The organism is Rhodopirellula sp. UH5 (assembly GCF_056839225.1).
In genome coordinates, this window is record NZ_CM166390.1 from 3,433,587 (window position 1) to 3,447,709 (window position 14,123).

Below are 14,123 nucleotides of genomic sequence, written 5' to 3' on the forward strand. Positions count from 1 at the left end.
AAACATTGCCGAAGCGATCACAGCGCTGGCAACTCAGTCAGCGAACTCGTTCCAGTTCACTTGTTTGTAAACGACTCGGTGGCCCATGGCCTGATCAATCTGACGCTGGGCAGCGTCATCAATGCCCTCGGACCAAGTCGATTCAATGTTCAGGTTTGCTTTCATGACCGGTTCGCCGTCAGCGCCATTCCGGTCAATCGTCAAGTTTGTTTTCACGCCAATCAGCGATTGCTTCCACAGTTCATCGTTCAATCGCATCCGACCAAACGGTGGCAAACCGCGAGGGCGAGCGATGTTCAGACGGCAGGCCCAATCAACCAACTGAGCATTGGCAACTGCCATGGCAGGCGACGGAGGCACAACACCCTCCACTTCATAGCGAACACCCGGGTACGTCATCTCATAGCGATGGTTGCCGAGCGATCTCACCCTGGCATTCATCCCCAGTCGTTCCCGACGCTTTGGATCCGTGACCGTCGCGTCCGCGCGAGCAGTCAACTGAGTCAACACGTCCATCGAAACGGAGCAACGCGTCTTGGTTTGCTGATCCAACAAAACAATCACTGACTGGTTCAGATCAAACACCGTCAGAAAACGAGGATCCGATTCCGACACGCTGTAGATCACACCGTCATGGAAGATGTTCTGGTGGACCGAGTTCGGATTTCGCTCACCCGCGAAATAGATCTTGGTGGTGAGGGTGAAGTTCGGCGAACCAGCCTGCTCGGACTTTTCACCGAGACGACTGGCCAAACGGAAATCCTGGGCCTGGGCTTGTCCGCTGGTCAGCAGCATCCCAAGGACAGGCACCAGCAAACCGCCGAACACCCACGCGATCCCGCTGACCGAGGACTTCGATTTCCGCGCAAGCGGCAACCGAGGCCGAACGAAAGTCGGCAATTGACCAATACGGGCGGAAATAGAAAGCATCGCGGGACCCATCCAATTCATTTTGGGCATCGAATTCGTGCCTAGAACAGGGAATAGTCGACCGCAGCGGGGGGCGTCCAGACCGGTTTGTAATTCTTGACCTCCGCTTGTAACACCTACTGCCCAATCTTGCACTCACCCGAAACCCAAAACCGTCTTACACAACGTAAACCACCACCACACAGAGACTTACGAAAAAGAATCTCGATTCACGGTCCCGTTTGGCATCCCCGTTGCATTACTCCCCCATCACAACCGCGGGTCGCAACGATCCGCTCTTCATAAACGACTCTCTTCTGGGGCAAAGGAAACTGCCATGTTGGTTCTCACTCGAAAAATCGACGAACAAATCGTGATCGGCGACAACATCAAGATCACCGTCATCAAAGTCCGAAACAACCAAGTCCGGCTTGGCATCTCGGCACCTCGCGACATTCGTGTCCTGCGAGGCGAACTGGAACCGAAAGAAAGCGAAGCCACCGAGACAACCGACACTCAACTGGTGGTCGACTTGGACCTGAACGACGAAGCCACCCAGGCATTGCTCAAAACGACCGAAGATATCGAAGCCACCTACCGCCCTGCCGCTGCCAAGAAACCAACTCAGTCCCCCGCCTCGATCGCCAAGCGTCCGCAACCATCGGCCGTCGAACGGACGCCCCCCCCATCCTCACTGGCAGGAAAGGGTTCCTCCAACCGAGTTGGGCACATGTTGCCTTCGGAAAACACCGCGAACCGCATGACCGCTGCAATCGATGCAACTGACACGGTTTCACAAAAGTCCGCTGACTCAGAATTCCGTGTCTACAGTGGCAAGGTCAGTCGTCGGACAGGCGAAGGTTCACTCAAACGCAGTCCTTTGGCCGGTTATTTCACTGCCCCCTGAAATCGAACCGGGGCAAACGCCCCCCATGCAGCCCGAAAGCAACACGTGTTCTTTTTTGCCTCATCGTCAAACGTGACCTAGGAAATGGAGTAATCCTCACGAAACACCCTGCTTCGGAATCGCACCATGATGCCCGCTGCTTCGATCCTGCTTGTCGACGACGACCATCACTTGGCAACCTCGCTGGGTGAATGGCTAGCCGATGAAGGTTTCGAAATCCATCTGGCTGGCACGCTCGAACACGCACGCCAACAACTCAAACAACACGCGTTCGAATTGGTGATCACCGACTTACGATTGGGCGGTGACGATGGAATGACGTTGGTGAAGGACATCAAACGCCACCACTGCGAAACTCCGGTTCTGGTGATGACCGGCTACGCGACTCCCAACACTGCGGTGGAAGCCGTCCGCGCTGGGGCAGTGGACTTGCTGACCAAACCGGTCATCGATGACGAATTGTTGCTCGCCATCGATCGCGCCATGAACCAACGCCAGATTGAGGCGGAGAACGAAACTCTGCGTCGACAACTCGATCAACGCAGTGGACTCGAAAACATCCTCAGCCATGACTACCGAATGATGAAAATCTTCGATGTCATCGACAGTGTCGCGGATGCCAAGGCATCGATTTTGATCACGGGCGAAAACGGCACGGGGAAAAGCATGATCGCCCGTGCCATTCACAACCGCTGCAACCGACGCAGTGGCCCCTTCATCGAAGTCGCTTGCGGTGCGTTGCCTGACACCTTGCTCGAAAGCGAATTGTTCGGTCACGTCGCGGGCGCCTACACCGGCGCCAACACCGACCGCCGAGGCAAGTTTGAACTCGCCGACGGCGGAACGTTGTTCCTCGACGAGATCGCAACGGCAACACCAGCCATGCAGGTCAAATTGCTTCGCGTTCTCCAAGAACTCCAGTTCGAACCACTCGGTGGCATGGAGACACGCAGCGTCGACACACGCGTCATCTTGGCAACCAACGAAAACCTGGATCAAGCCGTCGCTGATGGCTCGTTCCGTCAAGATTTGTACTACCGAATCAACGTCGTGAACATCGTCTTGCCGTCGCTTCGAGAGCGACCGGGCGACGTTCCTCTGCTGGTCGACCACTTCCTGCGCGAAGCCGCTGAAACTGCTGGCCGAGAGGTCGATGGTTTTGACCGCGAAGCGATGAAGACCCTGCAATCCTATGCTTGGCCCGGCAACGTTCGCCAACTTGAAAACGTGGTTGAGCGAGCCGTTTTGCTCGCCACCGATCGCGTGCTCACCAAGGATGACTTGCCACCCGACGTGCTCGGAACCTCCGCCAACCAACATGCCTCCATCGGCAGCGTCGGGCACTCGCCGGGTGTGACCGCGTCGAGCGGCCCCTCCTCCTTCAACCCAGCCATTCTCGATGGCTGCAGTCTGCGAGAAGCGCTCGAAGGTCCTGAGCGGGAGATCATTCTCCATTCGCTTCGACGCCACAACTGGAACCGAGCTGCCACCGCGGACGAGCTTGAAATCAATCGAACAACGCTCTACAAAAAAATGAAACGCCTGGGCCTCGACGACCCGCGTCTCCAATACGCCAACCATTGATTCCCCCATGCCCTCTGCCGCTCCAGTTGCACTCACGATCGCTGGCTCGGATCCGTCTGGCGGGGCGGGATTGCAAGCCGACTTGAAGACGTTCCACACGCTGAGCGTGTACGGTTGCAGCGTGGTGACACTGCTCACAGCACAGAACACGCTGGGAGTCCAAGGCATTCAGATGGTTCCCACTGATTTTGTGCGGACACAATGGGCCAGTGTCTCCAGCGATCTGCCTTTGGTTGCCATCAAAACAGGCGCACTGGGCAACGCCGAAATGATCGAGGCAGTCGCGGATTGCCTGGACTCCGCCTCCAGCCCTGTGGTCATCGATCCCGTGATGATCAGCAAACATGGTCATGCCATCATCGACGACGATGCGGTCGACAAGCTGATCGAAAGGCTGTTTCCGCTGGCGGATCTCGTGACCCCCAATTCCTTTGAGGCCGAACGCTTGGTGGGCCACACGGTCCGCAGCGAAGAGGACCTTGTCAACGTCGCCGCAAAACTGCTTGCATTGGGACCGCGCGCGGTCTTGGTCAAAGCTCATTTGAGCGACGAATCAGTCGACTGCTTGGCCGATGCCAGCGGTGTTCAATTGCTGCGTTCACCGCGACTGGAATCCAATCGCACCCACGGCAGCGGGTGCGTGCTGTCCGCAGCCATCACGGCACGCCTCGCTCAAGGCGAGGACTTGCACAACGCCGTGCAAACCGCTCGATCGTTTGTCCACAACGCGATTCGCAATGCCCCCCAACTCGGCGCAGGCATCTCGCCGCTGGGGCTCCTCACGCCGATCAACTGATCCCAGATCGGGCAAGGGGCGGGACGGATGCTTGCACCATTCCTGGGACGTTGTCCCAGGCTACAGGCTGTTGATCGAGTGCATTTCGCGGATTGAGCGATCAGCCGACGGGCGCCAGCCTGGGCTGTTCAATCTTTGGGGTTGCAGTGTTTCTGGTGTGCGCAAGTTTCTGTCTCGCATCGACAAGTCACCTCTCCCTCAGCTTTGCTGGGGGAGAGCCCAGCGATAGCCCACAATTACCGAAGACGAACCGAACCCGATAGCGTGCACACCAACAGGGCGAGGCAGCAAGGAATGCTCATGCGTTTGAATCCGTTGAATGGAGTTTCATGACGCCCGCCGTTCCAATCACGACGAGCACCTGTCCAGCTAAAACGCCTGAGGTGCACCGGGTTGCGAGATCCCTGGCTGCCCAGGGTGCTCCCCTTTCATCATCAGGTACGTCGTGGCGAACATCACACCGATGAAGGGGGCAGCAAACAAGAGCCCAACCAACAACGCCAACGCACCGGCGATGAAAATCACAATGGTGGCAATCCCAAGGACCAATGAGGTCACCCAGTTCAATTTGCCAACCTCAAACGCCTTCGAAAAGGATTCAAACACGCCACACTGGCGATCGACAATGAAGTAGTAGTAGGGCCACAGCAGAAGCATGAAGATCAGACCAGGAAGGATCAGCAACAGCATGCCAAACATCGCTCCCATCATGTACAGAATCGTGCCCCCCACCACCGCCAAAAACTTGTCCCCTCCACTGAACAGCGTGCCAAGTTCAGCAGGCTGAAAACGGGCGGTGGCCAAGCAAATTCGCGCCATCCCAATCCCAATGAAGGTGTTGACGCAACTTCCCAACAAGCTCACCACCAGCGACAACACCACGAACTCCATGCGATTGTTGTTGTCCGCAGCCGAATCCAAGATGGACGTGATGATGTTGAAAAGGAAGGAGACCGCACCAACCACCACAGTTGCCCCCACCAAGACGCCCACATTGCGTTTGAAGGCCTGCCACGTGTGCGAGAAAATCTCTCCGAAATCAGTCGCTGTCGGCTGATAACCACCCGCCGCGACGCTGGTGGAGGTGTGGGACGTCACCGGCGATGCGTAGGGATTGGACGGCGATGCGGCAGGCGGTTCGTTGAATTCCGATTTGAAAGCACCAAACGGATCATCGCTGGGTGTGGGAGCCGACGGTCCGGGAATGGGCTGGATGCTTTGACACGTGGGACAACGCGCCGACTTGCCTGCCGATTCGTCACCCACACGCAACACAGCGTTGCACGAAGAACAATTGAATTGAATCGCCATGAGATGCCTTCGATGCGGAGCATTTGCAGAAAGGGATTCCTGCAGTGTAACGATCTCCGCCCCCGCTGTGCGAAGCCCCGCTCCCCCACTGCTATCTTTTCGCAGTCCAGTCCGGATTGCCGTATCGCTGCGTCACAATTTGTTCGGCAGCTTCCAGCTCCGTCGACTCCAGCGATCCGGACTGCCAATCGATTCCAAAGATTGTCTCCAAACGCCGCTTCAAACCGCGAATGAATGCTTCGAGGTTCAACTGCCGGCCAGCCAACTGCTGCATCCCCGGCAAGACATCCGCGTGAGGCGAAACACTCCATAGCAAACTGCCGTGCTGCAGCAACGCGCCCTTGGTTCTGCGTTGTGCACTGCCAAGCACCTTGTAGCCGCTGACGATCAAATCCTCGTCGGTGCGACGTTGGAAGCACAAAAATGGCTCGTCTCCTTTGCTCGCCTTCGCAGGCACTGCCGCATCGGCTTCCGGTCGCGAAACCGCGCTCGTCCCCAAGGTTCGAAACGGTTTCGCGTCGACACCCAAGAGTTTGAGCTCGTCCGCGATCGCCTCGTGCACGTTTCGATACGTGGCCTCGCGCGCGCCCGTGTCCGACACGTTCATCGGCAAGGTCAACGACAGCGTCAGCTCAGCATGATGCAGAATGGCACCACCACCCGTGGACCGGCGAACCAGATCCACGTCGCCGTCCGCTCCCAGAGCGACGCCGGTTCGCTCCGCCCAAGCCTTTGCCCCGGCCAGCGGTTGAAAGTAGCCGAGTGACAACGTCGGCCGTTTCCACCCGTAAAATCGCAGCGTCGGTGGTGCTCCCATGGCAACGCTGTTCAACAACGCTTCATCGATCGCCATGTTCGCAGCCGCATCGTGCTGCACCAGCTCGATCAATCGCCCACGAACGGAGGGAACGCCACTCACGTCGCCGATTCGCCCGCCGCATCGGTCCATTTCAAAACCGGACGCCGAGCTGCCGTCACGTCATCGGGACGACTGATTCGCGTCGAGTGGGGAGCATCATGAATCAACTCTTCGCCTTCTTCCGTGATCCGGAAGAGAGCCTCCACGAACGCATCCAGCGTTTGCTTGCTTTCCGTTTCAGTTGGCTCCACCATCACGGCTTCATCCACCACCAACGGGAAGTACACCGTGGGAGCGTGGAATCCGTAGTCCAAAATCCGCTTGGCGATGTCCATCGCGGACAGATGCTTTTCTTTCTTCAACCGGGAAGCCGAGGCCACGAACTCGTGCATGCAACGATTGCCATGCGGCACGTCGAGGAAATGCTTGACCTTGCTGAGCAAGTAGTTGGCACCAAGAACAGCGTCTTCGCTGACATGCCGCAAGCCATCCCCACCGTAAGTCCGCAGGTAGATGTACGCTCGCACCAGCACACCTGTGTTGCCAAAGAAGCTACGCACACGTCCGATCGAATCACCCGAAGGCGATGTCAGATGATAGGTGTAACGATCGTCGTCACTCGTCGCATTTTCGTTTTCGACGCGAGTCACGATCGGCCCCGGCAAATACTTGGCCAAGAAGTCACGAACGCAAATCGGACCTGCACCAGGACCGCCACCGCCATGAGGTCCGGAGAAAGTCTTGTGTGGGTTGTAATGCATCAAATCCGCACCGAAGTCACCTGGACGAGTGATGCCCAAGATCGCGTTCATGTTGGCACCGTCCAAGTAGATCAACGCTCCGGCATCGTGAACCAGTTGGTTGATCTCTTCGATCTGGCTATCAAACAATCCCAGCGTGTTCGGATTGGTCAGCATGAACACGGCGGTCTTGTCATCGAGCTTGGCTTTGAGATCTTCCAGGTCCACCAAACCATTCGCGTTGCTCTTGACCGTCTTGGTTTTGAAACCGGCCATCTGAGCGCTGGCGGGGTTGGTCCCGTGAGCCGAGTCGGCGGTCAAAACCACGTTTCGGTCGCTGCCCTGTTCACGGAAGTAAGCCGCCGCGACCAACAATGCCGCCAACTCACCATGCGCCCCTGCAGCAGGCTGCATCGACACGCCTGGCAAACCGCTGATCTCAGCGAACATGCCCTGCAGTTCGTACAACAACTCCAGCAACCCTTGCAGGCCCGACTCATGTTGCAGTGGGTGCACATTCAAGAACCCAGGCAACGATGCGATGCGTTCGTTGCGTTTCGGGTTGTACTTCATCGTGCACGAACCCAACGGGTAAAAGTGCGTGTCGACGCTCATATTCAGCGTCGACAAACAAACGAAGTGACGCACCACGTCGCCTTCGGCCAACTCGGGAAGTGGGGGAGGCGTTTCGGCGAGCGATTCTGCTGTGAACAAATCGTCCACATTCACCGAAGGCACGTCCAAATCACCAAGTCGGTGAGCTCGTCGTCCAGCACGGCTGAGTTCAAACAGAAGCTGAGTCGATTGTTGGTTTCGCATGGTTGCGTGAATAAAAGAGAGAACTTCGTAGAATCAAACCGTGGCCATCGAGGGAGCTTCGCAGAGCACATTGGCCCAACGATCAATCTCCACTCGCGAACGTTTTTCGGTCACCGCGACCAAGAAACACTGCTCGTATCGCGACGGCAAAGCAACCGCGGGCTCCGAGGCTTCCGAACCACCGACGCACATCGGCGTCATGTCGATCCCTGCCAACAAACCTTGTTCACGGGCATGAGCCAACAATCCAGCCACGTCCGCACCGAGATCTCGCACGACAAACTCTTTCAGCGAGGGACCTTCGCCGACCACTTCAAATCGTTCCGATTTCGCGATCACTTCTTTGGCATAAGCCGTTTTCGCGATGCAGTGATCCGCAGTCTCTTTCAAACCTTCTGGGCCGAGCAACGACAGGTGCACGGTCGCTCGCAAGGCCAACAGCGTTTGGTTGCTGCAAATGTTGCTGGTCGCTTTTTCGCGGCGAATGTGTTGCTCGCGAGTCTGCAGCGTCAACACCCAGCAGCGTTTCCCACGACGGTCAGTCGTTTGTCCCGCAATCCGGCCAGGCAAGCGACGCACCAACTCATCTCGGCACGCCATGATGCCCAGGTAAGGGCCGCCGTAGGCCAGCGGGTTGCCCAAGCTTTGTCCTTCGGCGATGGCAATGTCGACGCCCATGTCACCCGGACGTTTCAGACGTCCCAAGCTGACCGGATCGAACACTTGAATCGTCAGTGCCCCGGCTTCTTTGGCCGCGGCAGCGATCTCGGAAACCGATTCGAGTTGACCGACAAAGTTCGGATGCTGGATCAGCACGCAAGCGGTTTTGTCATCGATCGCATCGATCATGGGCTTGGAGTGCCCATTCTCATCCGACGGAACCACCACCAACTCAGCGTCGATGTTCTTGAGGTAAGCCACCAGGATGTCACGGTACTGTGGATGAACCACATCGGTCGTGATGACCTTGTTGCGGCCACGTTGCATCGACAAAGCCATCAACACCGCTTCCGTCGCAGCGGACCCACCGTCGTACAGACTGGCGTTGCTGACACCCAACCCAGTCAACTGCGTGACCAAGGTTTCGTACTCAAACATCACCTGCAAATTGCCTTGGCTGACTTCGGCTTGGTACGGCGTGTAAGAGGTGTAGTACTCCCCTCGCGACGCAATTTCATCCACGGCGGCAGGGATGAAGTGGTCGTAAGCACCGCCACCCAAGAAGCACACGTGCGAATCAGCCGAAGCGTTGCGTGCTGCCAACCGCGTCATCTCGGCGGTCAGCGCCAACTCGTTGCATGCGGGCGGCAAATTCAAGGGACGTTTCAAACGAACCGCTTCGGGCACCTGATCGTTGATGATCTCATCGATGCTTTCAGCACCAATCGATTTCAACATTTCACGGCGGTCTTCGTCGGTGTGAAAGAGATAACTCATTCGATCAACCTGCTTCGGAGCACTGTTTTTGATAAGCGGCAAAGTCCATCAACGAATCAGGCAGATCCGCTGACAATTTCACTTTTAGAATCCATCCAAAGTCGAACGCGTCGTCGTTCAAGTTGTCCAAGTTGTCAGGCAGATCGGAGTGAACTGCGACGACTTCACCAGCCACCGGGCTGTACAGAGGGCTAACCGCTTTGACGGATTCGACTTCACCGAATTCTTCGCCAATTTCAAGTTCTCGTCCGACTTCGGGGAGGTCCATGTAGACCAAGTCGTTGAGTTGCTCGACGGCGAACGCTGAGATACCGATCGTTGCGAACTTGTCGCCGCCTTCTTTTTGGACGTCCACCCACTCATGGGTCTCGGCATAACGCAGGGTCGAAGGGTCTCGTGCCATCAGAGGCTCCTAACGAATCAATGAAAAATGAAAGAAAAAAGTGAATCAATGAATGATACGGCCAACGATTGCCAACGCTAGGTTGCCTTGGCATTCGTCAAACAACGCACCACGGAAATCAGGATGCAGCGACCGGACGTTTGTAAAACGGCAACTTGGTCGGCAACGCTTCGGTGGTCTTGCCACGAATGTCGATTTGGAAGCTCGCGTCTTTCGCATGCTTGGCATCAATCGTCGCCATCGCGATCGGAACACCCAATGTGGGTGATGGACCACCGCTGGTGACTTTCCCGATCGTTTCGCCATCCGCTGTCAGCACGGCACAGCCTTCTCGGGCAGGACGTTTTCCAGTCGGCAGCAATCCAATTCGGCAACGCGTCCGGCCTTGATCGACAACGGCCTGCAAAGCTTGATCGCCGATGAAGTGCCGGTCTTTCAGGTTGCAACCAAACTTCAAACCAGCGGTGATCGGATCAATCGTTTCGTCCAGTTCATGCCCGTAGAGTGGCATCCCGGCTTCCATTCGCAGCGTGTCGCGAGCGCCCAAACCAGCGGGTTTGAAACCAGCTTCACGACCGGCGAGCAAGACGTTTTCCCAAACCCGTTGGGCTTCTTCCGCGCGGACGATCAATTCCAAACCGTCCTCACCGGTGTACCCGGTCCGACTGACGATGACAGGCTTTGCGAATTGGTCGGTGATGAACGCGCTGTAATTTTTTAGGCGAGAGGGATCGATCGTGAACAGTTTCTTGCAAACTTCGATCGCCATCGGTCCCTGAACCGCGATCATCGCGGTCAACTCCGTCCGATCCGACATCGTCACGGTGGGAAAGTCGGCCAGGTGAGGCTCGAACCACTTCAGGATCTTTTCCCGGTTGGATGCGTTGACAACCAACAGGTGAAAACGTCGTTCCGATGGGGTTTGCAAGAACGAAACCAACACATCGTCCAGCACGCCGCCTTCTGCGTTGCAGACCATGCCGTAGCGAACCTGGCCAGGCACCATGTCGGTCACTCGGCGAGTCAGCATGTGGTCGAGAAACTCAGCCGCATGATCACCGTCGAAACGCAGGCGGCCCATGTGCGACACATCAAACAGAGCGGCCGAATTTCGACACGCTTGGTGTTCCGCGACGATGCCCTCGTACTGAATCGGCATCGAGTAGCCGGCGAAGGGAACCATCTTGGCCCCCGCCTCGCGGTGCCACGCGTCCAACGGTGTTTGCAGACAGTCCGCTGGGGCGGAAGGATTTTCCACAGGATCGTTGGTGGATGAAGTTGTCATATAAAAACGCTCGACAACGCAGGCAAAAACGAACCTCATCGGGAGGGTCCCCTCTCAACTGGCACAACACCAGCCAGCCGGAACCCTGGACAAGGACGAAACACTCGGATGAAAAAGATCAATGTTGGTGCCGAGTGTAAACAACAAAAGCCGGACCTGGCACCCGCCCGGTCCGGCTTCAGTCATTTTTTGTAGATCGATCGCAGCCGAACTGCGACAAGATCACTCTGCTGGCTGCTGGACCGCCGCAAAGTCACCCGCGATGGCCATCACCAAGCCATCGAGATCCACGTATTTTTTCAGAGCGGCATTCACCGAGTCGACGGTGGCCGCCTGAATTTGCGTTTCATGTTCGGCCACAAATGCCATCGTGCGATCGTTGAAGACCGATTTGACCAGCATGCTAGCCAGCTTCGAATCACCCGTTCGGCCAATCCGTTCGGCTTGCAAATAAGCCCCCTTGGCTTGCTCCAACTCCTCTTCGGTGACCCCCTCTTCCAGCAATCGATCGACCTCTTCACGAATCACGCGAAGCAATTTGTCTTTGTTGGCCGGGTTGGTGATCGCGTACAGCGTGAAGCTGACCTTCTCATCCACCGCAAAATTCGCTGCCGTCAATCCGCTGCGGACACCGTACGACAACCCTTCTTGCTGACGCACCCGATTGGCCAAACGGCTGCTCAGCGATCCGCCGCCCAAGATGAAGTTCCCCAGCACCAGCGACGCGTACTCAGGATCCGAATCTGCCAGCTTGTATTGCTGGCCGCTGTACAACAACGCGTTGGATTTGTCCGGCGTTTCGATCGTCACAACCGCACCCGGAATGTCAGGCTGTGCCGGCGTCACGATTCGCTCGAACGGCTGCTCGGTCTCCCAACCTTCCAAGATCGCTCGAAACTTCTCCAGCGTGGGCTCGACCTCGATGTTGCCAACGACGGCCAGCTCACCGGCTTGGTTGCCAAGGTACTCGTCATGCAACTGACGAATTTGCTCGATCGTCGTTCCTTCGTACATGGCAATCTCTTCGTCGATCGTCATGACATAGCGAATGTCATCCTTGCTGTACGGCGAAAGCATTTGCTGAACCCGGCGAGGTGCCAACGCATTGGGTTCGGTCTTGTTCTTTTCCAAACCGGTGACGACCTGACGCCGCATCACTTCCAGCTCCGATGGCTCCAGGCGAGGTGAACGGAAGATCTTGCCCAACAACTCAATCACTTCCGGCAAAAACTCTTGCTTGGTTTGCACCTGAACCTGCAACACGCCCTTCAAACTGTAGATCTGAACTTCGGCACGCAACCGAGTCCACTCGTCCTGCAACTGTTGGTAGTCGAGGTTTTCGGTCCCGCGAGCCATCATCATGCCCAACAGTTCAACCGCCCCCAGTTTGTCCTTGAGCGATTCAGGCGTCCCGAACCGCAGGGTCATCAAAACCGAAACCGAATCACCGCGAGTCTTCTTGGGCAGGACGGCGTACTCAATCCCGCCAACCAATTTCCCGCGTTGCACTCGCTCTTCAATCGCCTCCGGATCGGGATCAAAACGTTCTCCCGCAGCCACCGCAGCGCGGCCCTTGTAGTCCTTCAACAAGGCGACCAAATCAGGCGATTCGGGCACGCTGACGCGATCTGACTCGGCCGATGGAATGAACAATCCCACGGTGCGATTGTTCCGTTTCAGATAGCGACTGGCCACTTCGCGGACTTGATCAACCGTCAAAGCTTCCACCGCGTCGCGGTACAAGAAATACAAACGCCAATCGCCTTGGGCCGCCCAGTCACTGAGCGAGACTGCGATCTTGTCGGTGTTGGCCGACTCTAATTCGCGAGACTTCAACATCTGCTGCTTGGCACGTTCGACTTCCTCTTCCGTGATTGGATGGTCGGCCCAATCGTTTTCCATCAACTCAATCAACTTGGCACGGGCCTGCTCGATGGACTGCTCCGCCGGGACTTCCGCCATTGTCATCAACAAACCAGGCTCGCGAAAACCAAATGACATCGCGAACACGCTGCTGGCAATTTCCGTTTCAACCATTTCCTTGTACAAGCGGCCGCTCGGTTCGTCCCCCAAAACGTTCGTGAGCGCCTTCACCGCGGCATAATCCGGATGACTGCCGGCGGGGATGTGATACGCGGCGCCGACGACTTGCACGTCGCCAACTCGTCGCAACACAACCGTCCGCTCCCCGTCTTTGGGTGGCTCGACCGTGTAGGTTTCGTCGATCGGCGTGCTCGGAACCGGTAGGCTGCCAAACGCGTCATTGACCGATTTCAAGGCGTGATCGACATCGAAATTGCCCGCGATGATGACCATCACGTTGTCGGGGCGATAATACTTGCGATAGAACTGGCGCAGTTTGACAACCGGCACCCGTTCGATGTCACTGCGGTTGCCAATCGTCGATTTGCCATAGTTGTGCCAATCAAATGCGGCCGATTCGATTCGCTGCATCAGGACTCGCATGGGCGAGTTCTCTCCTCGCTCGAACTCGTTGCGAACCACGGTCATTTCGCTTTCGAGGTCCTCGCCTTTGATGTTGCTGTTGAGCAATCGGTCGGCTTCTAAATTCAAGGCGAATTCGAGATTGTCTTCGCTAGCCGGCAATGTTTCGTAGTAATTGGTACGGTCCATCCAAGTCGTGCCGTTGAACCGCGCCCCGCGATCCTGCAACGCCTTGGGAACCTCCGGATGCGTGGGAGTGCCCTTGAACAACATGTGCTCGAGCAAGTGCGCCATCCCGGCTTCGCCGTAGCCTTCGTGACGCGAGCCAACGAACACGGTCATGTTGACCGTCACGACCTCTTTGCTCTCATCGGGAAAGAGCAAAACCTTCACGCCGTTGGGCAGCGTGTACTCGCTGATCCCCTCGACTTCATGGAGTTTCGATGGCACGGACGAATCCTTTTTTGCCGTGTCTTCGGCAGAACTGAGGTTGGGAATCAAACAGAGAGCAGCGACCAAGCTACCCAGCCAAATGGCGGGCGCACTTCGACCGAAGCGGCACGGAACCGCCGCCACATCCAGGTGTGAAAGCATTGCGAAATTCATCCGATCGTCTCGTTGGAGTGAT

The 14,123-nt window shown here is 56.8% G+C and carries 11 protein-coding genes; 3 read left to right on the forward strand and 8 right to left on the reverse strand.

Annotated features, from left to right (window positions below; translation table 11 throughout):
- Positions 1–33 precede the first annotated feature (33 nt).
- Positions 34–960, reverse strand: a complete 927-nt coding sequence (locus tag UH5x_RS12160) for a hypothetical protein (RefSeq protein WP_482635796.1) — start codon at positions 958–960, stop codon at positions 34–36.
- A 286-nt stretch (positions 961–1,246) separates the two neighbouring features.
- Here UH5x_RS12160 and UH5x_RS12165 point away from each other — a divergent pair, with 286 nt between their 5' ends.
- From UH5x_RS12165 to thiD, 3 genes are all read left to right on the forward strand, one after another.
- Positions 1,247–1,816, forward strand: a complete 570-nt coding sequence (locus tag UH5x_RS12165) for a carbon storage regulator (RefSeq protein WP_482635797.1) — start codon at positions 1,247–1,249, stop codon at positions 1,814–1,816.
- Positions 1,817–1,942: 126 nt separating this feature from the next.
- Positions 1,943–3,400 (forward strand): sigma-54-dependent transcriptional regulator, encoded by a 1,458-nt coding sequence (locus UH5x_RS12170; protein ID WP_047814234.1) that lies wholly within the window; start codon positions 1,943–1,945, stop codon positions 3,398–3,400.
- A gap of 7 nt (positions 3,401–3,407) precedes the next feature.
- The gene (gene thiD, locus UH5x_RS12175) at positions 3,408–4,196 is read left to right on the forward strand and encodes a bifunctional hydroxymethylpyrimidine kinase/phosphomethylpyrimidine kinase (protein ID WP_482635798.1); all 789 of its coding nucleotides are present in this window, start codon (positions 3,408–3,410) and stop codon (positions 4,194–4,196) included.
- Positions 4,197–4,565: 369 nt separating this feature from the next.
- Here the strand turns inward: thiD and UH5x_RS12180 are convergent, their stop codons facing one another.
- The 7 genes from UH5x_RS12180 to UH5x_RS12210 form a co-directional block, all read right to left on the reverse strand.
- Entirely contained in the window at positions 4,566–5,507 is a 942-nt protein-coding gene (locus tag UH5x_RS12180) for a hypothetical protein (RefSeq protein WP_083434897.1), read from the reverse strand.
- 91 nt (positions 5,508–5,598) lie between these two features.
- Complete coding sequence (locus tag UH5x_RS12185) at positions 5,599–6,426, reverse strand: lipoate--protein ligase family protein (protein WP_482635799.1); 828 nt, start codon at positions 6,424–6,426, stop codon at positions 5,599–5,601.
- On the reverse strand, positions 6,423–7,925 hold the full coding sequence (gene gcvPB / locus UH5x_RS12190; RefSeq protein ID WP_482635800.1) for an aminomethyl-transferring glycine dehydrogenase subunit GcvPB: 1,503 nt from the start codon (positions 7,923–7,925) through the stop codon (positions 6,423–6,425). Before gcvPB ends, UH5x_RS12185 begins: the two co-directional genes overlap by 4 nt.
- A gap of 33 nt (positions 7,926–7,958) precedes the next feature.
- Positions 7,959–9,362: an aminomethyl-transferring glycine dehydrogenase subunit GcvPA gene (gene gcvPA, locus UH5x_RS12195; RefSeq protein ID WP_047814231.1), complete on the reverse strand. Its 1,404-nt coding sequence runs from the start codon at positions 9,360–9,362 to the stop codon at positions 7,959–7,961.
- Positions 9,363–9,366: 4 nt separating this feature from the next.
- Positions 9,367–9,765: a glycine cleavage system protein GcvH gene (gene gcvH / locus UH5x_RS12200; protein WP_482635801.1), complete on the reverse strand. Its 399-nt coding sequence runs from the start codon at positions 9,763–9,765 to the stop codon at positions 9,367–9,369.
- Positions 9,766–9,883: 118 nt separating this feature from the next.
- Positions 9,884–11,050, reverse strand: coding sequence for a glycine cleavage system aminomethyltransferase GcvT (gene gcvT, locus UH5x_RS12205; RefSeq protein WP_482635802.1), 1,167 nt, complete (start codon positions 11,048–11,050; stop codon positions 9,884–9,886).
- 222 nt (positions 11,051–11,272) lie between these two features.
- Positions 11,273–14,101 carry a M16 family metallopeptidase gene (locus tag UH5x_RS12210; protein WP_482635803.1) on the reverse strand — a complete coding sequence of 943 codons (2,829 nt, stop codon included), beginning with the start codon at positions 14,099–14,101 and terminating at the stop codon, positions 11,273–11,275.
- Between the last annotated feature and the right edge of the window lie 22 nt (positions 14,102–14,123).